This is a genomic window from Streptomyces vilmorinianum, assembly GCF_005517195.1.
Classification (GTDB): Bacteria; Actinomycetota; Actinomycetes; order Streptomycetales; family Streptomycetaceae; genus Streptomyces; species Streptomyces vilmorinianum.
The window spans coordinates 6695234-6719809 of record NZ_CP040244.1; the positions used below are offsets into that span (position 1 = coordinate 6695234).

The window sequence follows — 24576 nt, forward strand, 5'->3', positions numbered from 1 at the left end:
TGACCGCTCCGTCACGCCTGCTTCGACGCCAACTGTACGACGGTGATGTCGGAGGGCGCGCCGACGCGGACGGGGGGTCCCCAGGCGCCCGCGCCCCGGGAGACGTAGAGCTGGGTGTCGCCGTACCGCTCCAGGCCGGCGACGGTCGGATTGGCGAGATCGGCGAGGAAGTTCCCGGGCCAGAGCTGGCCGCCGTGGGTGTGGCCGGAGAGCTGGAGGTCGACGCCGTGGCGGACGGCGTCGTGGACGACGACCGGCTGGTGGGCGAGGAGGACGGCGGCCTTGGCGCGGTCGCGGTCGCCGAGCGCGGCGGCGAAGTCGGGGCCCTGGCCCTCGCTCTCGCCGGCGATGTCGTCGACGCCGGCGAGGTCGAACCCGGCCGCGATCTCGACGCGTTCGTTGCGCAGCGGGCGCAGGCCGAGTTCACGGACGTGGTCGACCCAGGCGTCGGCGCCGGAGAAGTACTCGTGGTTGCCGGTCACGAAGAACGAGCCGTGGCGGGCCCGGAGCTGGGCGAGCGGCTCGGCGGCGGGGCCGAGGTTCTCGACGGTGCCGTCGACGAGGTCGCCGACGACGGCGATCAGGTCGGGCTGGGTGGCGTTGATCGCGTCGACGATGCGCCGGCTGTGGGCACGGCCGAGGACGGGCCCGAGGTGGATGTCGGACACGACCGCGATGCGGTAGCCGTGCGCGGCGCGCGGCACCTTGGCGAGCGGCACGGTGACCCGCTTGACGCGCGGCCCGCGCATCACGCCGTAGGTCCCGTACCCGACGGTCCCCACGGCCGCCGCGGCGGCGGCCCCGCCGACGACCCGCGACACGAACAGCCGCCGGGACACAGGCGTGGCGCCGGCGGCGCGCCCCTCCGGCCCGGAGGCAGGGGCGTCGTGGGCCCGGGCGTCCCGGGACGGTCCGGCGTCCGGGCGGCCGGCTCCCGCCGCGTCGCCCACCGCCGCGTCGCCCACCGCCGCGTCGCCCACCGCCGCGTCGGCCACCGCCGTCGTCGTTCCCGACGGGTCGTCATCGATGCCGGCCGGTGCGAGCCGCCCAGGAGCGGCAGGGCCCGGTCCGCCCGCGGCCGCCGCACGCGGCGCGCCACCGACCGGCGATGCGGTACGCACCGAGTCGGCGGGCTCCTCCGCGGGCGCGTCGCCCGCGGTGCGACCGGCCGCCCGGGACTCCAGCCACCGCCGCAGGAGCGGACGTACCGCCTCGCCGACCAGCAGGGCCAGGGTCATGTACAGGAGCAGCGCCAGCCACAGGTAGCCGGGCCAGGCCACGGTCTGCTCGAGCCAGAACGGGGCTCCGGCGCGGGCCGAGACCAGCGCGGCGATCGACAGGAGCGGAAGGACGACGGCGGCCGCCGTGCCCAGTCGCCGGGTCACGCTCCCCCGCGCCGTCACGTCGCGCACGAGGCGCCGCCACACATACCAGTGGACCCCGCCCAGCACGGCGAGGACCACGACGAACACCAGCAGGAAGACGAGCACGCGCCCCAACCCCTATCCGCGTTCGCGACGCAATGCGCGCACGCCACGCAACCCGATCACGCCGACCACCGTCCCCAGGACAAAGGACGTGATGGCGAGCAGCAGATGAACCCAGAAGTAGGCCGTCGGGTCACCGGCGTCGTCGAAGGCGAGGCCGCTCGCGTCGTTCGAGAGGTTCTTGACGAAAGTGACCCAGATGAACCAAGACCAGACTCCGAAGGCGAGCAGGAACCAGGAGACCGGGCGGCTGAGCTTCATACCCCCAGTATCACCACCTGCCCCGCGCGCCCCGTCGCCGGGGCGTCCGGGTGGACGCCCCGGGGCGAACCGCCCGGTGGGGTTCGGTTCGCTCTTCCGTACCTGTACGTTTTCGACCGTGTCTGCTTCGAAGAAGACCGCTTGGGCGGTCACCGCTGCTGCGCTGCTCCCCCTCGTCGCCGCCTCCCCGGCGCACGCGGACAAGAAGGAGGACCAACAGCCCAAGCCGCCGGCGATGATGTCCACCGTCGGCGGCGCGCTGCTCGGCAGGCCCGGCACCCAGGTCCAGCTCGGGCCGGGGGCCCCGGTGCTCCCCAAGGAGCTGAGCGCCCGGTCCTGGATCGTCGCGGACGCGGAGAGCGGCGCCGTGCTCGCCGCGCACAACTCCCACTGGCGTCTCGCGCCCGCCTCCACGCTCAAGATGCTCTTCGCCGACACGCTCCTGCCGAAGTTCCCCAGGACGGCGAACCACACGGTCAAGCCCGAGGACCTGGCGGGCATCGGCAGCGGCTCCAGCCTCGTCGGCGTCAAGGAGAAGCAGACCTACAGCGTCCACGACCTCTGGCTCGGCGTCTTCCTTCGCTCCGGCAACGACGCCGTCCGGGTCCTGTCGAGCATGAACAACGGCATCCCGCAGACCGTGCGGGACATGAACGACCACGCCGCCGAGCTCCAGGCCCTGGACACCCACGTCGTCTCCCCGGACGGCTACGACGCCCCGGGCCAGGTCTCCTCCGCGTACGACCTCACCCTCATCGCCCGCAGCGGCATGCAGAAGGCGGACTTCCGGGAGTACGCGGCCACGGCCCGCGCCACGTTCCCCGGCGAGCAGAAGCCGGGCAAGAAGCGCGAGACCTTCCAGATCCAGAACACCAACCGGCTGCTCACCGGCGACTTCGGCGTCGCGCCCTACCAGGGCATCGCGGGCGTCAAGAACGGCAACACCACGCACGCCGGCTCCACCTTCACCGGCGTTGCGGAGCGCAACGGCAAAGTCCTGCTCGTGACGGTGATGAACCCGTCGTCCAAGGAGCAGCACGCGGTCTACAAGGAGACCGCGCGGCTCCTCGACTGGGGCTTCGCGGCGGCCGGGAAGGTGAAGCCGGTCGGCGAGCTCGTCCCGCCGAAGTCCGCCCGCACCGGTCCGGCTTCGGACACGAGCTCGGCGCCCGCACCCGGCAAGAACGCCCCGGGCACCACCTCCGGTACGGCGGCCGAGGCGTCCGCGGCCGCGAACAGGTCCGGCGGGGTCGGGATCGCCCTCGCGGTGGCCGGCGGGGTCCTGGTGCTGCTCGCGGGCGGGGTCTTCCTCGTCAATCGTCGCTGGCCGCTGCCGGAGCTGGTCCGTCGCCGTCCTCGGACGGACGAGAGCGTGAACCCGTAGCGGTCCAGGCGGAGCAGAACAGCAGCAGCTTCGCGGTGAAGTTGATCCACAGCAGCAGCGCGACCGGCACGCCGAACGCGCCGTACATCGACTTCCCCGCGACGCCCCGCATATAACCGCCGAGCAGCAGTTTCAGGAGTTCGAAGCCGATCGCGCCGATCACCGCCGCCACCACCAGGCGGCGGCGCGGCGGGTGGACGCCGGGCAGCAGCGTCAGGACGTACAGCAGCATGAGGAAGTCGGCGGCGGCGGCCACGGCGACGGCGGCGGCCTGGAGCAGGATGCCGCCCGCCCCGCTGTGGGAGATCCCCACCTGGTCGGCGCTCCAGTCGACGGCGGTGGAGCCGAGCCAGGACGCGGCGAGCGAGCAGAGCCCGACCGCGCCGAGCCCGAACAGCACGATCGCGTCCTTCCCCTTCCGGAGGAAGGGGTTGCCCTCGTCCTCGTCGTCCTTGCCCCACACGGCGCGCAGGCAGTCCCGCATCGAGCCGACCCACCCGATGCCGGTGAAGAGCAGCAGCACGCCGGCGACGAGCCCGACGGTGCCCGCGTTCGCGACGAGCCCGTCGATGTCGAGCTGGTCGGAGATGCCCGGGACCTGTTCGGAGATCTTCGACTCGATGGTGTCGAGCTGATCCTGGGAGAGCAGCGCGGCACCGACGGCGGCGCCGACGGCGATCAGCGGGAAGAGCGCGAGAAAGCTGATGAAGGTGATGGCGGCGGCGAGCCGGGTCCAGTGGGCTTCGTCGAGGGTCTCGTACGAGCGCCAGGCGTGGGTCCGCATGAGCCGGGTGACCCAGGGGCCGATGACGGGGAGCTTGGTCAGCCAGTCCATGTCGTACGCGCACCTCTTTGTGTCCGGGTCGTCCGGGTCGTCCGAGTTCTCCAGAATCGCAGAGGGATGACGAGACCTCTCACAGGTCGGTGACCGCCATGCCGTACATCGCCGCCCAGACCAGGCCGATGACCGCGAGCGGCCGGTCGCGCAGCACGACGTCCTCGGGGGCGCCGGCGGTGCCCCGGTCGGCGAAGACGGCGTAGCGCAGCACGGCGAGGATGAAGGCGATCATGGAGAGCTGGCGCCAGGGCAGCAGGGAGCCGTTGGCGACGCCCCCGCTCTCCAGGGCCCACAGGCAGTAGCCGAGGACGGCCACACCGGCCGCCAACTGCCAGACGAACCGCAGATATCCGGTCGTGTACTGGGTGAGCAGCGCCCGGGTCGCCCCCTGCGCGCTCTCCATCTGCACGGCCTCCGAGTACCGCTTGGCGGCGACCATGAAGAGCGCGCCGAAGCCGGTGGTGATCAGGAACCAGCGGGAGAGCGGGATCCCGAGCGCGACCCCGCCGATCATCGCCCGCATCAGGAAGCCGGTGGTGACGGCGGCGAGATCGACGACGAGGATGTGCTTGAGCCGCAGGCAGTACGCGACCTGCATGACGAGGTACGCGATGAGCAGCGCGGCGGTCATGGGGTTGCACAGGGCCGCGCTCGCGGCGGCGGCTCCCAGGGCGAGCAGGCCCCCGGTGGCGTAGGCGAGGGGCACCGGGACGAGGCCCGCGGCCACGGGGCGGCGGCACTTGACGGGGTGCGCGCGGTCGGCGGCGGCGTCGCGGGCGTCGTTGACCAGGTAGACGGCGGAGGCGGCGGCCGTGAACAGGGCGAAGACCAGGGCGAGTCGGGCGGCCGTGTGCCAGGAGACGAGCTGGCCGGCGGCGACGGGCGCGGCGACGACGAGCACGTTCTTGACCCACTGCCGGGGCCGCGCGGTCCGTACCAGACCGGCCGACACGGCGAACGCCTGCCGTCCGCCGCCGCGTTGCCGATCCCGTACGGCGACGGGTTTCTCCAGCACCGCGGCGCCGGCCCCGCCGCCGGCTCGCTCAGCCACGGCGGCCCCCACGCGCGCGTGGGGCCGTCACAGCCCCGGACACCATGCCGGACACCGCGCCACGCGCGCGGGGCGCGGTGCGCAGCCAGTCGCGGCCCAGGGACGCCGTCGCCGCGCCGAGGAGGGCGCCCGCGGCCACGTCCGTCGGGTAGTGGACGCCGACGACCAGCCGGGAGAGGCACATCGCGGCCGCCGCCGGGGCGGCGAGGCGGCGGCCCGTCGGGTGCAGGGCGCCGAAGGCGACCGCGGCCGCGGCCGCGGAGGTCGCGTGGGAGCTGGGGAAGGAGTGCCGGCCCGCGGTGCGGACCAGGGGCTCGTACTCGACCGTCCCCGGCCGCGGCCGCCGCACCACGCGCTTGACGCCCATGCTCACCAGATGGGCCCCGGCGATCAGCGCCGTACCGCGCAGCCAGCCGGTCCGCCGCTCCCGGTCCACGGCCGCGCCCGCGAGCCCGGCCGCGAGCCACAGGGCGCCGTGCTCACCGCCGAAGGACAGCGCGCGGGCGGCCGTCGCGACCGGCGCGCGGCGCCCGCAGGCGCGCAGCGTGGCCAGGAGTCTCCTCTCGGCCCCGGCCCAGTCCGCGTTTCGCATCGACTCCGCCTCCCCGGTCCCGGCACCATTCCGGTCAACCAGAGGTGACTCTGACCCGGCGCGTCGGCGACCGCACGGCAATCTTTCCTGACACTCCTTTAATCACCCATTCGGCGAACCGAAGGTCAAACCCGGCATAACTTGTATACCGGGCGATACGGTCGCCTCCATGGCTGCCCACACCGACGTCGAACCCCTCACCGGCTGGGGCCGCACCGCCCCCACCCTCGCGCGCGTGCACCGCCCCCGTACCTACGAGGAGGCGTCCGAAACCGTCCGCGCCTGCGGTGCCCGCGGCTCCATCGCCCGCGGCCTCGGCCGCGCCTACGGCGACGCGGCGCAGAACGCCGGCGGCTCGGTGCTCGACATGACCGGCCTCGACCGCATCCGCTCGGTCGACGCCGTCGAGGGCCTCGTCGTGTGCGACGCCGGTGTCAGCCTGCACCGGCTGATCGAGGTGCTGCTCCCGCTCGGCTGGTTCGTCCCCGTCACCCCGGGGACGAGGTACGTCACCGTCGGCGGCGCGATCGGCGCCGACATCCACGGCAAGAACCACCACGTCTCCGGCTCCTTCACCCGCCATGTGGCCTCCCTCGACCTGCTCACGGCCGACGGGGAGATCCGTACCGTCGTCCCCGGCACCGACCTCTTCGACGCCACCGCCGGCGGCATGGGCCTGACCGGGGTGATCCTCTCCGCCACGCTCCGGCTGCTGCCCGTCGAGACCTCGCTGATGTCCGTCGACACCGAACGCGCCACCGACCTCGACGACCTGATGGCCCGGCTGACCGACGGCGACCACCGCTACCGCTACTCCGTCGCCTGGATCGACCTGCTCGCCCGCGGCGCCGCCACCGGCCGCTCCGTCCTCACCCGCGGCGACCACGCCCCGTACGCCGCGATCCCCGTACGGGACCGCCGCGCCCGCCGCGCCCCGCTCGCCTTCCGCCCCGGACAGCTGCCGGCCGCGCCCGCGCTCGTCCCCGAGGGGCTGCTCGGCCGCACCACCGTCGGCCTCTTCAACGAACTCTGGTACCGCAGGGCCCCGCGCCGCCGCACCGGCCAACTCCAGCGGATCTCCACCTTCTTCCACCCCCTGGACGGCGTCCCGCACTGGAACCGGATCTACGGGCGCGGCGGCTTCGTGCAGTACCAGTTCGTCGTCGGCCACGGGCAGGAGGCCACCCTGCACCGGATCGTGAAGCGGATCGCGCGCCGCGGCTGCCCGTCGTTCCTCGCCGTCCTGAAGCGCTTCGGCGAGGCCGACCCGGGCTGGCTCTCCTTCCCCGTGCGGGGCTGGACGCTCGCGCTCGACATCCCGGCCCGTCTCTCCGGGCTCGGCGCGTTCCTCGACGAGCTGGACGAGGAGGTCGCGGGCGCGGGCGGGCGGGTCTACCTCGCGAAGGACTCCCGGCTGCGGCCGGAGCTCCTGGACGCGATGTATCCGCGGCTCGCCGACTTCCGGGCGCTGCGCGCCGCACTCGACCCGCGCTCCGTCTTCACCTCGGACCTCTCCCGTCGTCTCGCCCTGTGATTGCTCTCTGAGGAGTTTGATCGTCATGAAGGACGCCTTCGGTACCCCGCAGTCCCTGCTTCTCCTCGGCGGCACCTCCGAGATCGGGCTCGCCACCGCCCGCCGGCTGATCGCCCGCCGCACCCGTACGGTCTGGCTCGCCGGACGCCCCTCCCCCGACCTCACGGCCGCCGCCGACTCGCTGCGGGCGCTGGGAGCGGAGGTGCACACCGTCCCGTTCGACGCGCTCGACACCGAGTCGCACGCGGAGCGGCTCGGCAAGGTCTTCACCGAGGGCGACATCGACATGGTGCTGCTCGCCTTCGGGATCCTCGGCGACCAGGCACACGACGAGGCCGATCCGCTCGCCGCCGTCCGGGTCGCCCAGACCAACTACACGGGGGCGGTCTCGGCGGGTCTGGTCTGCGCGGCGGCGCTGCAGGCGCAGGGGCACGGCTCGCTGGTGGTGCTCTCCTCGGTGGCCGGCGAGCGCGCCCGCCGCGCCAACTTCATCTACGGCTCGTCCAAGGCCGGTCTCGACGCGTTCGCCCAGGGGCTCGGGGACGCGCTGTACGGGACCGGGGTGCACGTGATGGTCGTACGGCCCGGATTCGTCCGGTCGAGGATGACGGCCGGTCTCGAGGAGGCGCCGCTGGCGACCACTCCCGAGGCGGTCGCCACGGCGATCGAGCTGGGGCTGCGGCGGCGCTCGGAGGCGGTGTGGGTGCCGGGAGCGCTGCGGATGGTGATGTCGGCGCTGCGGCACGTGCCGAGGCCGCTGTTCCGGCGCCTGCCGGTGTGAGCGGGCGGGGCCTTCGGCCCCGGGGGCTCAGCCGGCCGTGGGGGTCGGGGTGTCGACGGGGCTGCCCTGCGCCGGGACCGCGGTGACGGTACGGTCGCCGCCGAAGGCGTACGCGTGGAGCTTGCGCCACACCCCGTCCGGGCCCTGCTCGTAGAGCGCGAAGGACGAGCAGGTCCAGGCCGCCTCGAAGTCGGCCAGCTCCTCGTACGCCCGGTCCATCGCCTCCTCGGCGATGCCGTGCGCCACCGTCACATGCGGGTGGTACGGGAACTGCAGCTCGCGTACGAGCGGCCCGGACTCGTCCCGTACCCGCTCCTGGAGCCAGGAGCAGGCCGAGACACCCTCCGCGAGCCGGACGTACACGACGGGCGACAGCGGACGGAACGTTCCCGTGCCGCTCAGCCGGACCGGGAAGGGGCGGACGCCGGCCGCGACCTCGGCGAGATGCGCCTGGATCGCGGGCAGCCGCTCCTCGTCGACCTCGGTCGGCGGGACGAGCGTGACGTGCGTGGGGATGCCGTGCGCGGCGGGATCCCCGAAGCCCGCGCGCCGCTCCTGGAGCAGGCTGCCGTAGGGCTCCGGGACCGCGATCGAAACGCCGAGCGTTACGGTCCCCACGTCGTTCTCCTCCGTCGTCGATGGGTGGTGGGCACGTGGTGGTGCAGCCGCCAGTGTGCGGCCTGCACCACCCCTGTGGCCAGGGTCCTTGGACTCAGTGCTTGGCGGGCAGGAAGCCCACCTTGTCGTACGTCTGCGCCAGGGTCTCCGCGGCGACCGCGCGGGCCTTCTCGGCGCCCTTGGCCAGGACCGAGTCCAGCGTCTCCGGGTCGTCCAGATATTCCTGCGTACGGGCACGGAACGGCGTGACGAAGTCCACCATGACCTGGGCCAGGTCGGTCTTCAGGGCGCCGTACATCTTGCCCTCGTAGCTCTTCTCCAGGTCGGCGACGGCCGTCCCGGTGAGCGTGGACATGATGGTGAGCAGGTTGGAAATGCCGGCCTTGTTCACGGGGTCGAAGCGGATGACCGTGTCCGTGTCGGTGACCGCGCTCTTGACCTTCTTCGCCGTCACCTTCGGCTCGTCGAGCAGGTTGATCAGACCCTTGGGGGTGGACGCCGACTTGCTCATCTTGATCGTCGGGTCCTGGAGGTCGTAGATCTTCCCGGTCTCCTTGACGATGTACGGCTCCGGGACGGTGAACGTCTCGCCGAAGCGGCTGTTGAACCGCTCCGCGAGGTCACGGGTCAGCTCGATGTGCTGGCGCTGGTCCTCGCCGACCGGAACGTGGTTCGCCTGGTAGAGCAGGATGTCGGCGACCTGGAGGATCGGGTACGTGAAGAGGCCGACGGTGGCACGGTCGGCGCCCTGCTTGGCGGACTTGTCCTTGAACTGGGTCATGCGGGAGGCCTCGCCGAAGCCGGTGAGGCAGTTCATGACCCAGCCGAGCTGTGCGTGCTCGGGGACGTGGCTCTGTACGAAGAGGGTGCAGCGCTCCGGGTCGAGGCCGGAGGCGAGCAGCTGGGCGGCGGCAAGCCGGGTGTTGGCGCGCAGCTCGGCGGGGTCCTGCGGAACCGTGATGGCATGCAGGTCCACGACCATGTAGAAGGCGTCGTGGGTCTCCTGCAGCGCGACGTACTGACGGATCGCACCGAGGTAGTTGCCGAGGTGGAACGAGCCCGCGGTGGGCTGGATGCCGGAGAGCGCGCGAGGACGATTCGAGGCCATGTTCCTCATTCTCTCAGGTGTGGGAACCGATCCCGGACTGCCGGTGTATCAAGAGTGTGAGGACGCGGGAGGGGGGCCTGATCGTCGACGAGGAGGCGGTGATCGCACGGGTGCGCGCCGGGGAGGCGGAGGCGTACGCGACGCTGGTCCGCGCCCACACGGCGGTCGCGCTCAGGGCGGCCGTGGCGTGCGGCGCGGGCGCGGAGGCCGAGGACGTGGTGCAGCAGGCCTTCTTCAAGGCGTATCAGGCGCTGGGGCGGTTCAAGGAGGGCTCGGCGTTCCGGCCGTGGCTGTTGCGGATCGTGGTCAATGAGACGAGGAACACAGTGCGGGCTGCGGGGCGGCAGCGGGCGGTCGCCGGCCGGGAGGCGGAGCTGCTGGCGGGCGAGCCGCTGATACCGGACGCGGCGGATCCGGCACTCGCCCTGGAGGAGGACGAGCGGCGCCGGCGGTTGCTCGCGGCGCTGGACGGGCTGGGCGAGGACCACCGGCAGGTGGTGATCCACCGGTATCTGCTGGAGCTGGACGAGACGGAGACCGCGCAGGCGCTGGGCTGGCCGCGGGGGACGGTGAAGTCCCGGCTGAGCCGGGCGCTGAAAAAACTCGGACTGGTGCTGGAGGGAGGTGACGGGCATGAGTGAGGAACGGCTCCCCGAGGAGCTTCGGGAGCTGGGGCGCCATCTGAAGGTGCCGGACGTGGGCGGCGAGACGATGGCCGAGCGGGTGCTCGCTCAGCTCCTGGCGGAGCAGGTCCCGACGCCGGTCCCCCGGCGGCGGTTCGCGTCTCTGCGCAGGCGCTGGAAGGCCCTGCTCGCGGCCCTCTCCGGGGTCCTGGTGGTTCTGGTGCTCACGCCCCCGGTCCGGGCGACGGTGGCGGACTGGTTCGGCTTCGGCGGGGTCGAGGTGCGCTACGACCCCGGGGCGCGCCCCCGCCCGGGAGCGGCGGTGCCGGGGTGCCCCGATCCCGTGCCCTTGGCGGAGGCCGCGGGCAGGGCCGGGTTCGAGCCGCTGATACCGAGCGCGCTCGGCACCCCGGACGCGGTCTCGGTGACGGGTTCGGCCGAGCGGGGGCGGGCGGTGATCAGCCTGTGCTGGCGTGGCGACGGCGGTGGCGGTGGCGGTGGCGACGGCGACGGCCGCCGGGCGATCCGGCTCGACGAGTTCCCGGCGCGGCTGGACATCGGCTTCGCCAAGCAGGTCCGGACGCATCCGGAGTGGGTCGACCTGCCGGACGGCGAGCAGGGCTACTGGTTCGCGACCCCGCATCTCCTGACGTTCCCGATGACGGACGCGAGCGGCTCGGTGTGGACCCACGCGGTCCGCACGGCGGGCCCCACGCTCCTCTGGACGAGGAACGGGGGCGCGCTCACGCTCCGGCTGGAGGGTGTGGCGGACCGGGAGGAGGCCCGCAGGACGGCGGAGTCGGCGGAGTCGGCCGGCTGACGCGGCCCGGCCGACCGGATCAGCGGGTTACCGGATCAGCGGATCAGACGGGCAGGCCCGGGGCCGGGAAGGCCGCCATGAGGTCCGCGACCTCCGCGCGGATCGTGAGGAGGGCGTCCTCGTCGCCCGCGCCCGCCGCGGCGACACCGCGGTCGATCCAGTCGGCGACCTGGGCCATGTGTTCCGTACCGAGGCCGCGAGAGGTGAGGGAGGGGGTGCCGATGCGGACGCCGGAGGGGTCGAAGGGCTTCCGGGGGTCGTAGGGGACGGTGTTGTAGTTGACGACGATCCCGGCCCGGTCGAGGGCCTTCGCGGCGACCTTGCCGGGGACCTCCTTGGGGGTGAGGTCCATGAGGATCAGGTGGTTGTCGGTGCCGCCGGAGACCAGGTCGAAGCCGCGGGCGAGCAGCGCCTCGGCGAGGGCCTTGGCGTTGGCGACGACCGCCTGGGCGTAGTCACGGAAGGAGGGCTGGGCCGCCTCGCGCAGGGCGACGGCGATGGCGGCGGTGGTCTGGTTGTGCGGGCCGCCCTGGAGGCCGGGGAAGACGGCCTTGTCGAGGGCCTTGGCGTGCTCCTCACGGGACATCAGCATCGCGCCGCGCGGGCCGCGCAGGGTCTTGTGGGTGGTCGTCGAGATGACGTCGACGTGCGGGACCGGGGAAGGGTGGGCGCCGCCCGCGATCAGGCCGGCGATGTGGGCGACGTCGGCGACGAGCACGGCCCCGGACTCGCGGGCGATCTCGCCGAAGGCGGCGAAGTCGATCGTGCGGGGCAGCGCGGTGCCACCGCAGAAGATCACCTTCGGGCGCTCCTTGAGGGCGAGCTCGCGGACCTGGTCGAAGTCGATGAGCCCGTTGTCCTTGCGTACGCCGTACTGCACGCCCCGGAACCACTTGCCGGTCGCGGAGACACCCCAGCCGTGGGTGAGGTGGCCGCCCATCGGCAGGGCCATGCCCATGACGGTGTCGCCGGGTTCGGCGAAGGCGAGGTAGATCGCGAGGTTGGCGGGGGAGCCGGAGTAGGGCTGGACGTTGGCGTGGTCGACGCCGAAGAGGCCCTTCGCGCGCTCGATGGCGAGGGTCTCGATCTGGTCGATGTTCTGCTGGCCCTCGTAGTAGCGGCGGCCGGGGTAGCCCTCGCTGTACTTGTTCTGCAGGACGGTGCCGGAGGCTTCCAGCACGGCCTGGGAGACGTAGTTCTCGCTGGGGATCAGCCGCAGCGTCTCGGCCTGCAGCCGCTCCTCGGCGCCGACGAGCGCGGCGAGTTCGGGGTCCGTGGCGGCGAGTGCGGGATGGGGGGTGGCGTTCATGGCGTTCCTCCGGGCGTATCGGCGGATCCCGGGGGTGCTGCTCGATGTGGAGGGGCGGCACCACGCGGGACGGGGTGGTCCCGTGGGGCGGCATCCACACGGGAACTGTCTCTTTCCCGCGATGCCCAGGCGGGCGGCATCTCGTGTTCTGCCGCGCACGGCTCCCCCGGGGTCGCTTCCCCGTACGCCAGTCGCCGTGCGTGTTTCCAGCCTAGCGGGCGCGCCGTCACCCAGGTTTCTTCGTCCATCATCCGAGCGACGATAAGAAAGGGGCCACACCCACCCCCTGGGCCGCAGGACGAACGGAGATCCCGTGTCGAGTACGCAAGACGCGATCGCTTCCGCGGAGGCGCACAGCGCGCACAACTACCACCCCCTGCCCGTCGTCGTCGCCTCGGCGGACGGGGCATGGATGACCGATGTCGAGGGGCGCCGCTATCTCGACATGCTCGCCGGATACTCGGCACTCAACTTCGGGCACGGCAACCGGCGGCTGATCGAGGCCGCGCGGGCGCAGCTGGAGCGGGTGACGCTCACGTCGAGGGCGTTCCACCACGACCGGTTCGCGGAGTTCTGCACGCGCCTCGCGGAGCTGTGCGGCAAGGACATGGTCCTGCCGATGAACACGGGCGCGGAGGCGGTCGAGACGGCCGTGAAGACCGCCCGGAAGTGGGGGTACGAGGTCAAGGGCGTGCCGGACGGGCACGCGAAGATCGTGGTCGCGGCGAACAACTTCCACGGCCGGACGACGACGATCGTCAGTTTCTCCACGGACCACGAGGCCCGCGACCACTACGGCCCGTACACGCCGGGCTTCGAGATCGTCCCGTACGGCGATCTGACGGCGATGGAGGCCGCGGTCACGGCCCACACGGTGGCGGTGCTCCTGGAGCCGATCCAGGGCGAGGCGGGCGTTCTGGTGCCGCCGGCCGGGTATCTGCGCGGGGTGCGGGAGTTGACCCGCGAGCGGAACGTGCTGTTCATGGCGGACGAGATCCAGTCGGGCCTCGGCCGGACCGGGCGGACCTTCGCGTGCGAGCACGAGGGCGTGGTCCCGGACGTGTACATCCTGGGCAAGGCGCTGGGCGGCGGCGTGATCCCGGTGTCGGCGGTGGTGGCGGACCGCGATGTGCTCGGGGTGTTCCGGCCGGGTGAGCACGGGTCGACGTTCGGCGGGAATCCGCTGGCGTGCGCGGTGGCCCTGGAGGTGATCGCGATGCTGCGCACCGGGGAGTACCAGCAGCGGGCGACCGAGCTGGGCGAGCATCTCCACGCCGAGCTGGGGCTGCTCGTGGGCGGGGGCGCGGTCGAGGCGGTGCGCGGGCGCGGCCTGTGGGCCGGTGTGGACATCGCGCCGTCCCGGGGCACGGGCCGGGAGATCTCGGAGAAGCTGATGGACCGGGGTGTGCTGGTGAAGGACACGCACGGTTCGACGATCCGGATCGCTCCTCCGCTGGTGATCAGCAAGGAGGACCTGGACTGGGGTCTGGAGCAGCTGCGGTCGGTGCTCTCGGACTGAGACCTGGACCGGGACCGGGACCGGTGGCAGGGGTCCGGGGTGCCCTTCTCGGGCGCCCCGGACCCGCACCGCCCCGGACCGGCTTCAGAGGATGACGTGCGGCAGGAAGCGGGCGTACTCGTCCGTGATCAGACCTGCCGACTCCCGGATCCCGAGCCCCGCCGCCTCGTCCTCGACGACCCACGCGCCGAGCACCACCCGGTTGCCGTCGAAGTCCGGCAGCGGGGCCAACTCCTGGTAGCAGCAGGGCTCTTCGCGTACGACGGCGGGAGCGCCCGGCTCATGGACCGTGACGCCCGCGCCCTCGCGGCCGAGGAGCGGCTTGGCGACGTAGCCGGGGCCCGTGTCCGCGGCCAGTTCGCGCGGGCCGTCCAGATAGGCCGGCAGCAGGTTCGGGTGGCCGGGGTAGAGCTCCCACAACACCGCGAGCAGCGCCTTGTTGGACAGGAGCATCTTCCAGGCGGGCTCGATCCAGCAGGTCGTGCCCGTACCGCCGCCGTTGTCGAGGGTGTCCAGGACGTACGGGCCGAAGCGGTCGGTGGTCAGCCACTCCCACGGGTAGAGCTTGAAGCAGCTGCGGATGAACCGGAGCCGGTCGTCCACGAACCGTCCCGAGAGCCGGTCCCAGCCGATGCGTTCGACCGAGAGCGCCTCCGTGTCGAGCCCGGCCTGCTGGGCGGTCTCGCGCAGGTACGCGACCGTCATCAGGTCCTCTCCGAGTTCGTCGCCGTCGGAGTGGACGAAGTGCACCGGGCTGCCCGGCGGCAACAGGTGGGCCTGCCGCTTCCAGGCGTCGACGAGCCGCTCGTGGAGGGAGTTCCACTGGTCGGCGCCGGGGAAGCGCTCCTCCATCCAGAACCACTGCGGGCTGGCGGCCTCGACCAGCGAGGTCGGCGTGTCGGCGTTGCATTCCAGCATCTTGGCCGGGCCCGTACCGTCGTAGCGGAGGTCGAACCGGCCGTAGAGGGAGGGCAGTTCGTCCCGGCGGCGCCAGGAATCGGCCACGAGGGAGGCGAGCCGGGGGTCGGTGAGACCGAGATCGGCGAAACGGTCCTTCTCGACGATGTGCGCGGCCGCCGCCAGACACATGGCGTGCAGCTCCTCGACGACCTCCTCCAGCGCCTCGACCTCGGGCAGCGTGAAGGAGTAGTACGCGCTCTCGTCCCAGTACGGGCGCAGGGAGCCGTCGGGGTAGCGGGTGAGGGGGTAGACGAGCCCCTGTTCCTCCACGGTCTGCTGCCAGCCGGGCCGGGGTTCGATCGTGTGCCGCTCCATCAGCCGCCGCCGGATCCCGAGCATCCGAAGCCACCGGTGTCGACGGCCGTCTTGTCGAAGCTGCCGCCGCTGACCTTGTTGTCGCTCACCCGGCCGCCGTAGTAGTACGAGCCGCGGGTCGAGCTGCCGCTGCCGCTGTCGCACTCGTAGCTCGGCAGCTTCTCGCGGGTCAGCGGGTCGACACACCGCTTGTCGGGTTCGGAGCCGCAGGACGTGATCGTCGCCGCGAGCACTCCCATACCGCCGAGCACGACCGTGCTCGACCTCAGCCTGCGCATGAATCAGCCTCCCCATCGCGTGGTCGCGACCGCACAGTTTAGGCCGGTGCCCCGACGCTCTCGCACGAGAGTTCCTTTGTGCTCTTCGGGCTGATTTGTGCGCCGGGATCCTCGGCCCCGGGACTTCGTCCTGGGGACACGGTCAGGGCAGGACCCGGCAGAGCGCGCTCAGCGCGCCCGCCCAGCCGCTGTCGGGGGGTGTCGCGTAACCGACGACCAGGCCGTCCTGGGTCTGGGGCACGTCGGGGTGGCGGAAGCGGTTGAGGCCGAGGAGCGCGAGCCCCTGCCAGGCGGCGGACCGCAGGACCTCGGGCTCCTGGCCGGGCGGGAGTCGAAGGACCGCGTGGAGGCCGGCCGCGATGCCGCTCACCGTCGTGTCCGGCGAGTGGGCGGCCACCTTCTCCACGAGTTCGTCGCGGCGCCGCCGGTAGCGCAGCCGCATGGCCCGTACATGCCGGTCGTACGCCCCCGACCGGAGGAACTCCGCGAACGTGAGCTGCTCCAGCGAGCTGCACATCCAGTCCACCGTCCCCTTCGCCGCCACCACCTCGTCCACCAGGCTCTCCGGCAGCACCATCCACGCCAGCCGCAGGCCGGGCGCCAGGGACTTGCTGGACGTGCCCAGGTAGACGACCCGCTCGGGGTCGAGGCCCTGGAGCGCGCCGACGGGCTGGCGGTCGTAGCGGAACTCGCCGTCGTAGTCGTCCTCCAGGACGAGCCCGCCCGAGGCGCGCGCCCAGTCGATCGCCGCCACCCGCCGGTCGGGGTGGAGCGCGCCGCCGAGCGGGAACTGGTGGGCGGCCGTCATCAGCACCGCCCCGACACCCTTCATGCCCCCCAACGCCTCGGTCCAGGTGCCGAGTTCGTCGAACGGCAGGGCGGGCAGCCGCAGCCCCGCGCGCCTCAGCAGCTCCCAGTGCTCGTCGAGCCCGTACGACTCGACCGCCACCTCCCGCACCCTGCGCGCCCGCAGCACCTGGCCGATCAGCATCAGCCCGTGCACGAACCCGGAACAGATCACGATCCGTTCCGGCCGCGCGTGGACGCCCCGCGCCCGGGCGAGGTACTCGGCGAGCACGGTGCGCAGTTCGATCCGGCCGCGCGGATCGCCGTAGCCGAACGCCTCGTGGGGCGCGGCGGTCAGCGCGCGCCGGGACGCCTTGAGCCATTCGGCGCGCGGGAAGGAGGCGAGGTCGGGCACACCGGGCTTGAGGTCGTACGCGGGCCGTCCGGTCCGGGGCCGGGACGCGGGCACCGCCTGCCGGGCTCCCGCGCCGGCCGGCCTGCGCGGCACAGCCCGCTGGGCGACCCGGGTGCCGGAGCCCTGCCGGGCCGTCAGCCAGCCCTCGGCGACCAGTTCGGCGTACGCGTCGGCGACCGTGTTGCGGGCCACGCCGAGATCCGCGGCGAGCGAGCGCGAGGACGGCAGCCGTACGCCCGCCTCCAGCCGCCCGCTGCGCACCGCCTCGCGCAGGGCGTCCATCAGTCCCGTACGCAGCCCCGGTCCGCGCAGCTCCAGATGGAGGTCGGACCCGAAAGTGGCCCAGTCGTTTGCCATGGGAATGGACCATACTCCTGAGCCATCACGACCGTACGGTGATGAGCATGACGACCACGACGACCGATCACGTGAAGACGGAGTACGCCCCCGAGCACGGCCCCCGCCTCGCGCTGGCCGAGAAGGTCCCCGAGTTCTACCGGACGATGATCCGGCTGGACGCGGCCGCCGCGAAGGACATCGACCCGACCCTGTACGAACTGATCAAGATCCGCGCCTCGCAGATCAACCGCTGCGCGTTCTGCATCGACATGCACACCAAGGACGCACTGGCGGCCGGTGAGTCCGTCGAGCGGATCGTCCAGCTGTCCGCCTGGCAGGAGTCGCGGCACTTCTACACCGAGCGCGAGCTCGCGGCGCTCGCGCTGACCGAGGCCGTCACCGTCCTCACCGACGGATTCGTCCCCGACGAGGTGTACGAGCGGGCCGCGGCCCACTTCGACGAGACCGAACTGGCCCGGGTCATCGCCGCGATCACGGTCATCAACGCCTGGAACCGGATCGCCGTGACCACCCGCCTGACCCCCGGCCACTACACCCCCGGTCAGTACAAGAAGTGACCGCCGACGCCCTGACGGGGTCCCTGCGGGCGCTGCACTCCGGACGGGCCGCCGACGATCCGCTGGTCGTGCCGGGGCCGTGGGACGCGGCCAGCGCCCGGGCCTTCGAAGAGGCCGGCTTCCCGACGCTGGCCACCCCGAGCGCCGGGATCGCCGCCTCGCTCGGGTACGAGGACGGCCGGACCCCGGCCGCGGAGATGTTCGCGGCCGTGACGAGGATCGTCCGCTCGGTCTCCGTACCGGTCACGGCCGATCTGGAGGACGGCTACGGCCTGGCGCCGAAGGAGCTCGTGGCGCGGGTCCTGGAGACGGGCGCGGCCGGCGTGAACCTGGAGGACTCCGACCGGTCCGGAGGACTCAAGGACCCGCGGCGGCACGCCGATTGGCTGGCGGAGGTACGGGCCGAGGCCGGGCCTGCCCTCTTCGTCAACGCGCGCGTGGACACCTATGTGCACGGCGTGGACGACCCGGCCGCCGCGATCGAGCGGGCCCGGCTCTACACGGCGGCCGGCGCGGACTGCGTCTACCCGATCACGGCGCCGGCGGAGCATCTTCCGCCGCTGCGCGCCGGGATCGACGCGCCGCTCAACGCCCTGGCCCTGCCCGGCGGCCCGCCGTTCGCCGAGCTCGGACGGCTGGGCGCGGCCCGGATCACCTTCGGCCAGGGGCTGTTGCTGCGCACGCTGCGGGGCGTCGCGGAACTGGCCCGAGAGCTCGGGGAGTTCGGGGAGTTAGGGGAGTTCGGGCCGCCCCGGGCGTGAGGAAGGTGGGCGCCGTCGTCAGGATCTCCCGCTGCCGAAAAAGCTCCGCCCCCGGCCGCGAACGGCTGGGGGCGGAGCTCGTGCTCAGCTGCGCGGGACTCAGATGAGGCCCAGCTCGCGCACGGCGTCGCGCTCCTCGGCCAGCTCCTTCACCGAGGCGTCGATGCGGGCGCGGGAGAACTCGTTGACGTCCAGGCCCTGGACGATCTCGTACGTGCCGTCCTTGCAGGTGACGGGGAAGGAGGAGATGAGGCCCTCCGGGACGCCGTAGGAGCCGTCCGACGGGATGCCCATGGAGGTCCAGTCGCCCGCGGCGGTGCCGTTGACCCAGGTGTGGACGTGGTCGATCGCGGCGTTGGCGGCGGAGGCGGCCGAGGACGCGCCACGGGCCTCGATGATCGCGGCGCCGCGCTTGGCGACGGTCGGGATGAAGGTGTCGGCCAGCCACTGCTCGTCGTTGACGACCTCGGCGGCGTTCTTGCCGGCGATCTCCGCGTGGAAGATGTCCGGGTACTGGGTCGCCGAGTGGTTGCCCCAGATGGTGAGGCGCTTGATGTCCTCGACGGACGCGCCGGTCTTGGCCGCCAGCTGCGAGAGCGCGCGGTTGTGGTCCAGGCGGGTCATCGCGGTGAAGCGCTCGGCCGGCACGTCGGGGGCGGCGGCCTGGGCGATGAGGGCGTTGGTGTTGGCCGGGTTGCCGACGACGAGGACCTTGATGTCGTCCGCGGCGTGGTCGTTGATGGCCTTGCCCTGCGGCTTGAAGATGCCGCCGTTGGCGGCGAGCAGGTCGCCGCGCTCCATGCCCTTGGTGCGCGGGCGGGCGCCGACGAGCAGCGCCACGTTCGCGCCCTCGAAGCCCTGGTTCGGGTCGTCGAAGATGTCGATGCCCTTGAGGAGCGGGAAGGCACAGTCGTCGAGCTCCATGGCGGTGCCCTCGGCGGCCTTGACGCCCTGCGGGATCTCGAGGAGGCGCAGCTTGACCGGCACGTCCGCGCCGAGCAGGTGGCCGGAGGCGATGCGGAAGAGCAGCGCGTAGCCGATCTGGCCGGCCGCGCCGGTGACGGTGACATTCACGGGAGTGCGGGTCATGGCGATCTCCGTAAGACAGCTGGCGGTGGGGGTCCCTGCCCCGGGTGCTGGATAGCCCTCTGATCGATCGGTGTCTCGACGTGAAGAGATATCCAGCGGTCAGGCTATCCGACCCGGACCCCTTCGAACCCCCACCCCCTTGTGGTCCGGCTCACTGCCACCCTACTGGGGCCGATGGCCGGCGGCGCATGCCCGCTCTCCGCTCCTGAGCGTGGCGCAGGCCGTCGCGTCCGCGCCCCTGGTCACGGCGACCATCGGGGTGTACGCGGCGGCGTCCGCGTCCACGACCGCGTTCTGGACGGCGCCGGCGGCGGTGACATGGATGGTGTCGCCGGGTACGGCTCCGGTGATACGGGCCCAGGCGGCCCCGCACGTCCTGCTGTGCCGCAGCTCCACCTGGCCGCCGGCCGGGCCGACTTGGGCGCGGGCGACGGTGGTGGCGAAGGTGCCGCCGCATCCCATGGTCTCGGGGTCCTGGCCGGTGCAGCCGGTGCCGGTGCACTTCACCCCTGCGGGGAGGGGCGTGCCCGGGGTGGAGCTCGGGGTCGCCGTCGGCGTACCGGCGGCCTGCGTCCCGCCTCCCTTTCCGCCGGCGGGGCCGGTTCCGCCGGTGGCGCCGGTGGCGCCGGTGGCGCCGCGTCCGAGGTCGGTGAGCAGGACTGCGGCGGCGATGACGAGCAGGGCGCCGAGGATCCCGGTGAGCAGCAGGGCGGCACGGCGTACGCGGGACGCGCCGGAGCCCTGCCGGGGCGGGGGCGGGGGCGGGGTTGAGGGCGGGAGTGGTGACGGTGGCGGCGGCGGTTCCGCGGGGGCGCCGTCGGGGGGCGGCGCGGAGCTGCTCCGGGCACGCTCGGCGTGCTCCCACATCGCCGTGAGACGCCCGGCGTCGGTGCCGGTCACCTCGGCGAGCGCGACGACGGCACTCCTGGGCGCGGGGAGTCGCCCGTCGAGATACCGCTCCCACGAGGCCGTGCTGTGACCGGTGCGGTCCGCGACGGCGGCGAGGCTCAGTCCGCTGCGGTCGATCAGGCGCCGTAACTCGCTCGCGAACTCTCTTGTGGGCATGTGTGGTTCCCCCTCGCCTGCTCGGGGCAAGGATGGCAGTTCCGGGGGCAGGAGCGCACGGGTGCCTACGGGTGCGTACGAATCGCGCGCGCCCCGGGGACGTAGCGGAATGGTCACTTCCGTGCCACAGGGAGCCGACGGCACTTGATCCACATTGGCGCGTACATGACCCTCGAAGAGAGACGGCGCCCGTCCTCCCTCGGGGGAGAGGACGGGCGCCGTCGCGATGTCCTGGGGCCCAGGAGCTACGTCACCGTGAGGTGGAGGATGTCCTCCAGGAACGGGATCTTCAGCCACGGGTCCGGCTGCACCATGAGCGCGAGCAGCACGATGAGCCCGCCCATCACCCCGTACGTGACCAGGTCGGTGAACCGCGAGCGCACGGCGAGCATCCCGACCGACGGCAGCGCGCGCCGCAGCGCCGCGCCGGTGAGCAGCGCGACCCCGACGAGGATCGCCCCGACCCGGAACGACTGCGCGAACAGATCGGTCCCGACGATGAACAGCCCCAGCGCGGCCAGCGCGAGGACGGTCAGCAGCGGCCACTGCCGCGCCGGCGCCGACGCCCCTCCGGACGCGGCCCGCCCGCCCCCTTCGGGGCGCGCGGTGTCGGTCGTCATGGCGGCCGGCCGCCGCGTCCGCCCCTGGGCGGGGCCGTCGGGCGTCTCCGCAACGACGGGCGCCACGGAGTCGGCCGGCTCCACGTCCGGGTTCTCGGCGCCGGAGGCGCCCACCGCACCCACGCGCGAGGTCACCGTCAGAGCGCCGCGGCCGCGCGCTCCGCGGCCTCGACGACGTTGACGAGGAGCTGCGCGCGGGTCATCGGACCCACGCCGCCGGGGTTCGGCGAGATCCAGGCGGCGACCTCGGCCACGCCCGGGTCGACGTCGCCCATGATCTTGCCCTCGCCGTTGCGCGAGACGCCGACGTCGAGCACGGCCGCGCCCGGCTTCACGTCCTCCGGCTTGATCAGGTGCGGCACACCGGCGGCCGCGATGATGATGTCGGCCCGCCGCAGGTGCGCCGCCAGGTCACGCGTGCCCGTGTGGCACTGCGTCACCGTCGCGTTCTCCGAGCGGCGCGTGAGCAGCAGCGGCATCGGGCGCCCGATGGTGACACCGCGACCGACGACCACGACCTCCGCGCCCTTGATCTCCACGCCGTGGCGGCGCAGCAGCGTGATGATGCCGTTCGGGGTGCACGGCAGCGGGGCCGGCTCGTTCAGGACGAGACGGCCGAGGTTCATCGGGTGCAGGCCGTCGGCGTCCTTGGCCGGGTCCATCAGCTCCAGGACACGGTTCTCGTCGATGCCCTTGGGAAGCGGGAGCTGCACGATGTAGCCGGTGCACGCCGGGTCCTCGTTGAGCTCCCGTACGACCGCCTCGATCTCCTCCTGGGTGGCGGTGGCGGGCAGCTCGCGCTGGATGGAGGCGATGCCGACCTGCGCGCAGTCGCGGTGCTTGCCCGCGACGTACTTCTGGCTGCCCGGGTCGTCGCCGACCAGGATCGTGCCGAGGCCGGGCGTGACGCCCTTCTCCTTCAGGGCCGCCACACGGGCGGTCAGGTCGGACTTGATCGCGGCCGCGGTGGCCTTGCCATCGAGAATCTGGGCGCTCATGGAGCCATCCTCCCGGATGACCCCTCGCTAGTTCCAATTCGGTCGCGCGCGACCCGTCCGCAGGCGGACGGAGAAGTTGCACTTGCACAACTCCCGGCATTCCGACTGGACAAAAAGTCGATGCTCCGAGGACGATGACCGCGCAGCGCCACGCGCAGCGCCGGGGGGCACATCACTCATAAGCCGTGAAATCTCCTCCGTGCGGGCCGCGTGGTCCCCGCACAACCCCACGGAGGAAACCCGCGATGAGCTTCGGCGAACCGAACAACCCCTACGGCCAGCCGCAGGGCCAGCAGCAGCCCGGCTACGGATACCCGCAGCAGACTCCGCAGGGTGTCCCCCCGCAGTACGGCTACCCGCAGGCTCCCCCGGTCCAGCCCTACGGCGGCGGCTACCCGGGCGCGGTCATGGAGATGCCGGGCGGCGTGAAGTCGGCCCGCGTCATGCTGTGGATCATCGGCGCCCTCAACCTGCTCGGCGGACTGGCGATCTTCGCGCTGTCCTTCGCCGTCGACGAGCTCGACACCACGGGTGCCTCGTCCTCCGACGCCGAGATGTTCCAGGACTTCGGCCAGGGCCTGCTCATCGGCATGGCCGTCTTCTCGATCATCTTCGCCGTGCTCGGCATGGTGCTGGCCGCCAAGTTCAAGTCCGGCGGCAGCGGCGTCCGCGTCTGCACGATCGTGTACGCGGGCTTCATCGTGCTGTTCAGCCTCTTCTCGCTGCCCGCCGGCATCATCAGCCTCGTGCTCGGCATCCTGATCATCGTCTTCGTGTCGAAGGCGGACGGCGCGGCCTGGTTCAACCGCAACAAGCAGCAGTACTGATCCACTCACGCACAAGGGCCCGGTTCCACCAGGAACCGGGCCCTTTCGCTGTCTCTCAGGTCCGCTTGAGCACCACGAACTGCCCCGCCTGGAACGAGACCGCGTACCGCGCCTCCGGGTGCAGCTGGGAGGCGAGGCCGACCGGGTCCGTCACCGGCTGGGACCAGCCCGAGCCGAGGTCGAGCGCGAGGTAGTCGGGGCTGACGCCCTTCGCCCCGCCGACCCAGTAGACCTTGTGGTCCGCCGTGAGATGGGCCATGAGCGTCACATTGGTCTCCACGCTCGCCCCCTCGGGCACCGCGTCCACCGCCTTGCGGGCCTCCAGGGTCCGGGCGTCCGTACGGTACGTCTCCGAGCGCAGCAGCTCCCGAAGCGGCAGGTCCAGGGCGATCACGATCGCGACCGCCGTGACGACCGGGACGACGACCTTCCCGTACGAGACGAGCCAGGGCCGGGGTGAGGTGCGGACGGTACGGACCGCGTCGACCAGGGCCAGGAAGACGACCGGCATCAGGATGGCGCTGTAGTGCCAGATCATCCCCCAGTGGTTCGGGTCCTGGGAGAGGAAGCGCCAGCCGAGCGTCGGCAGCACGAGGAGCATCAGCGGAGAGCGCAGCGCGAGGAAGCCGGTGATGCCGACGAGGAAGAAGAGCATCTCCCACTTCACACCGGAGCCGAGCGAGGTCAGCACGGCGTCCACGAGGGAGACGTCCGCGCCCTCGCTCGACTTCTCGATCTTGGCCCAGTAGTCGTACTGGCCGACCCGGCTCGCGGCCGGGATCAGGACCAGGACCGTCAGGGCGAAGAAGGCGGCGCCGAAGGCGGCGAGCGCGGCGCCGAGCCGCTTCTGGCCCCGTACGAAGAGCACCGCGCCGACCATGGCGACGGTGAGCCCCATGTCCTCCTTGACCAGGACGAGCGGGGAGGACCAGGCGACGGCCGCGGTCCAGCGCCCCAGGAGCAGCGCCCGGCAGGTCAGGGCGAGCAGCGGGACGGCGAAGGCGATCTCGTGGAAGTCGGACTTGACCGCTTCCTGGAGGCCCCAGGACAGGCCGTACGCGACGGTGAGGCCGAGGCCGGCGGCGCGGCTGCCGAGCACCTGCTGGGCGGTGCGCCCGACGACGGCGGCGGAGGCGGCGAAGAGCGCGGCCTGCGCGAAGAGGAGGGCGAGCGGGGAGGACCAGATCCAGTACAGGGGCGCGAGAAGCGCGGTCACCGGACTGAAGTGGTCCCCGAGTATGAGAAAGCCGGGGCCCTTGATGTCGACGACGGGCGCCCGGAACTCGGCGTAGGCCCGGACGGACTGGTTGAAGATCCCGAGGTCCCAGGAGGGCGTACGGAACTGCTCGTACTGCACCCAGGAGTAGAGGAAGTAGAGGGCGCACAGCACGCCCGCCACGAGCGCGTACGGGCGTAGGGGCGCCTCGGAGAGACCGCCCTCCGGCGGCCCGGCACCGGCCTCGGGGGCAGAGGTCTCCGCCGCAGCCCCGCTCCGCACATCCAACACCGCGCCCCCACCCACCAGCCGCCGACAAAAGAGCAACCCATTAGACCAGAGGGGGCGCCGCGCACCCCCGGCGTCACGTTCCGCGTTCGTCCCCCACCGCTCCGTACGGGACG

At 72.4% G+C, this 24576-nt stretch carries 25 protein-coding genes and 1 riboswitch; of the genes, 9 read left to right on the forward strand and 16 right to left on the reverse strand.

Annotated features, from left to right (window positions below; genetic code table 11):
- Positions 1-11: 11 nt before the first annotated feature.
- Together FDM97_RS30995 and FDM97_RS31000 are read right to left on the reverse strand one after the other, a co-directional pair.
- Positions 12-1490: a metallophosphoesterase gene (locus FDM97_RS30995; protein WP_137993804.1), complete on the reverse strand. Its 1479-nt coding sequence runs from the start codon at positions 1488-1490 to the stop codon at positions 12-14.
- 12 nt (positions 1491-1502) lie between these two features.
- Positions 1503-1748 (reverse strand): SCO4848 family membrane protein, encoded by a 246-nt coding sequence (locus FDM97_RS31000; RefSeq protein ID WP_137993805.1) that lies wholly within the window; start codon positions 1746-1748, stop codon positions 1503-1505.
- Between the two features lie 118 nt (positions 1749-1866).
- Between FDM97_RS31000 and FDM97_RS31005 the strand changes: the two genes are divergently transcribed.
- Complete coding sequence (locus FDM97_RS31005; protein WP_254705812.1) at positions 1867-3132, forward strand: D-alanyl-D-alanine carboxypeptidase family protein; 1266 nt, start codon at positions 1867-1869, stop codon at positions 3130-3132.
- Here the strand turns inward: FDM97_RS31005 and FDM97_RS31010 are convergent.
- The 3 genes from FDM97_RS31010 to FDM97_RS31020 all read right to left on the reverse strand — a co-directional run bounded on the left by FDM97_RS31010 (position 3062) and on the right by FDM97_RS31020 (position 5613).
- Entirely contained in the window at positions 3062-3967 is a 906-nt protein-coding gene (locus FDM97_RS31010) for a YihY/virulence factor BrkB family protein (RefSeq protein WP_137993808.1), read from the reverse strand. The two genes, FDM97_RS31005 and FDM97_RS31010, sit on opposite strands and share 71 nt — an antisense overlap.
- Before the next feature lie 79 nt (positions 3968-4046).
- Positions 4047-4922 (reverse strand): decaprenyl-phosphate phosphoribosyltransferase, encoded by an 876-nt coding sequence (locus FDM97_RS31015; RefSeq protein ID WP_254705987.1) that lies wholly within the window; start codon positions 4920-4922, stop codon positions 4047-4049.
- Between the two features lie 91 nt (positions 4923-5013).
- Entirely contained in the window at positions 5014-5613 is a 600-nt protein-coding gene (locus FDM97_RS31020; RefSeq protein ID WP_137993809.1) for a phosphatase PAP2 family protein, read from the reverse strand.
- A gap of 169 nt (positions 5614-5782) precedes the next feature.
- Between FDM97_RS31020 and FDM97_RS31025 the strand changes: the two genes are divergently transcribed.
- Both FDM97_RS31025 and FDM97_RS31030 read left to right on the forward strand, forming a co-directional pair.
- Positions 5783-7147 carry an FAD-binding oxidoreductase gene (locus tag FDM97_RS31025; RefSeq protein WP_137993810.1) on the forward strand — a complete coding sequence of 455 codons (1365 nt, stop codon included), beginning with the start codon at positions 5783-5785 and terminating at the stop codon, positions 7145-7147.
- A 25-nt stretch (positions 7148-7172) separates the two neighbouring features.
- Positions 7173-7928 (forward strand): decaprenylphospho-beta-D-erythro-pentofuranosid-2-ulose 2-reductase, encoded by a 756-nt coding sequence (locus FDM97_RS31030; RefSeq protein ID WP_137993812.1) that lies wholly within the window; start codon positions 7173-7175, stop codon positions 7926-7928.
- Between the two features lie 27 nt (positions 7929-7955).
- On the opposite strand, the gene FDM97_RS31035 is transcribed toward FDM97_RS31030, so the two are convergent.
- The gene (locus FDM97_RS31035; protein WP_137993813.1) at positions 7956-8546 is read right to left on the reverse strand and encodes a 2'-5' RNA ligase family protein; all 591 of its coding nucleotides are present in this window, start codon (positions 8544-8546) and stop codon (positions 7956-7958) included.
- Between the two features lie 94 nt (positions 8547-8640).
- Positions 8641-9654 (reverse strand): tryptophan--tRNA ligase, encoded by a 1014-nt coding sequence (trpS, locus tag FDM97_RS31040; protein WP_137993815.1) that lies wholly within the window; start codon positions 9652-9654, stop codon positions 8641-8643.
- A gap of 56 nt (positions 9655-9710) precedes the next feature.
- Here trpS and FDM97_RS31045 point away from each other — a divergent pair, with 56 nt between their 5' ends.
- Positions 9711-10295: an RNA polymerase sigma factor gene (locus tag FDM97_RS31045; protein WP_137993817.1), complete on the forward strand. Its 585-nt coding sequence runs from the start codon at positions 9711-9713 to the stop codon at positions 10293-10295.
- On the forward strand, positions 10288-11097 hold the full coding sequence (locus FDM97_RS31050) for a hypothetical protein (protein WP_137993818.1): 810 nt from the start codon (positions 10288-10290) through the stop codon (positions 11095-11097). The genes FDM97_RS31045 and FDM97_RS31050 overlap by 8 nt, the downstream gene beginning before the upstream one ends.
- Positions 11098-11140: 43 nt before the next feature.
- Here the strand turns inward: FDM97_RS31050 and FDM97_RS31055 are convergent, their stop codons facing one another.
- On the reverse strand, positions 11141-12406 hold the full coding sequence (locus FDM97_RS31055; protein WP_137993819.1) for a serine hydroxymethyltransferase: 1266 nt from the start codon (positions 12404-12406) through the stop codon (positions 11141-11143).
- A gap of 116 nt (positions 12407-12522) precedes the next feature.
- A riboswitch (ZMP/ZTP riboswitch) is annotated at positions 12523-12611 on the reverse strand.
- 108 nt (positions 12612-12719) lie between these two features.
- Here FDM97_RS31055 and rocD point away from each other — a divergent pair.
- Positions 12720-13925 carry an ornithine--oxo-acid transaminase gene (gene rocD / locus FDM97_RS31060; RefSeq protein ID WP_137993821.1) on the forward strand — a complete coding sequence of 402 codons (1206 nt, stop codon included), beginning with the start codon at positions 12720-12722 and terminating at the stop codon, positions 13923-13925.
- A gap of 84 nt (positions 13926-14009) precedes the next feature.
- Here the strand turns inward: rocD and FDM97_RS31065 are convergent, their stop codons facing one another.
- From FDM97_RS31065 to pdxR, 3 genes are all read right to left on the reverse strand, one after another.
- On the reverse strand, positions 14010-15200 hold the full coding sequence (locus FDM97_RS31065; RefSeq protein WP_137995133.1) for a glutathionylspermidine synthase family protein: 1191 nt from the start codon (positions 15198-15200) through the stop codon (positions 14010-14012).
- Complete coding sequence (locus FDM97_RS31070; protein ID WP_137993823.1) at positions 15200-15478, reverse strand: hypothetical protein; 279 nt, start codon at positions 15476-15478, stop codon at positions 15200-15202. Before FDM97_RS31070 ends, FDM97_RS31065 begins: the two co-directional genes overlap by 1 nt.
- Before the next feature lie 142 nt (positions 15479-15620).
- Positions 15621-17036 (reverse strand): MocR-like pyridoxine biosynthesis transcription factor PdxR, encoded by a 1416-nt coding sequence (gene pdxR, locus FDM97_RS31075; RefSeq protein ID WP_137993825.1) that lies wholly within the window; start codon positions 17034-17036, stop codon positions 15621-15623.
- 47 nt (positions 17037-17083) lie between these two features.
- On the opposite strand from pdxR, the gene FDM97_RS31080 reads away from it, so the two are divergent.
- Complete coding sequence (locus FDM97_RS31080) at positions 17084-17596, forward strand: carboxymuconolactone decarboxylase family protein (RefSeq protein WP_137993826.1); 513 nt, start codon at positions 17084-17086, stop codon at positions 17594-17596.
- Complete coding sequence (locus FDM97_RS31085; RefSeq protein WP_137993828.1) at positions 17593-18357, forward strand: isocitrate lyase/PEP mutase family protein; 765 nt, start codon at positions 17593-17595, stop codon at positions 18355-18357. Before FDM97_RS31080 ends, FDM97_RS31085 begins: the two co-directional genes overlap by 4 nt.
- Positions 18358-18456: 99 nt before the next feature.
- Here FDM97_RS31085 and FDM97_RS31090 read toward each other — a convergent pair whose 3' ends face one another.
- From FDM97_RS31090 to FDM97_RS31105, 4 genes are all read right to left on the reverse strand, one after another.
- On the reverse strand, positions 18457-19446 hold the full coding sequence (locus FDM97_RS31090) for a malate dehydrogenase (protein WP_137993829.1): 990 nt from the start codon (positions 19444-19446) through the stop codon (positions 18457-18459).
- A 162-nt stretch (positions 19447-19608) separates the two neighbouring features.
- Complete coding sequence (locus FDM97_RS31095; RefSeq protein ID WP_137993830.1) at positions 19609-20511, reverse strand: helix-turn-helix domain-containing protein; 903 nt, start codon at positions 20509-20511, stop codon at positions 19609-19611.
- A gap of 245 nt (positions 20512-20756) precedes the next feature.
- Positions 20757-21266, reverse strand: a complete 510-nt coding sequence (locus FDM97_RS31100; protein WP_432816264.1) for a DUF3017 domain-containing protein — start codon at positions 21264-21266, stop codon at positions 20757-20759.
- Between the two features lie 2 nt (positions 21267-21268).
- Positions 21269-22129, reverse strand: coding sequence for a bifunctional methylenetetrahydrofolate dehydrogenase/methenyltetrahydrofolate cyclohydrolase (locus tag FDM97_RS31105; RefSeq protein ID WP_137993833.1), 861 nt, complete (start codon positions 22127-22129; stop codon positions 21269-21271).
- A gap of 245 nt (positions 22130-22374) precedes the next feature.
- On the opposite strand from FDM97_RS31105, the gene FDM97_RS31110 reads away from it, so the two are divergent.
- Positions 22375-22956 carry a hypothetical protein gene (locus FDM97_RS31110; protein ID WP_137993835.1) on the forward strand — a complete coding sequence of 194 codons (582 nt, stop codon included), beginning with the start codon at positions 22375-22377 and terminating at the stop codon, positions 22954-22956.
- Positions 22957-23011: 55 nt separating this feature from the next.
- Here FDM97_RS31110 and FDM97_RS31115 read toward each other — a convergent pair whose 3' ends face one another.
- Entirely contained in the window at positions 23012-24463 is a 1452-nt protein-coding gene (locus FDM97_RS31115) for a DUF2079 domain-containing protein (RefSeq protein WP_175439299.1), read from the reverse strand.
- Positions 24464-24576 lie beyond the last annotated feature (113 nt).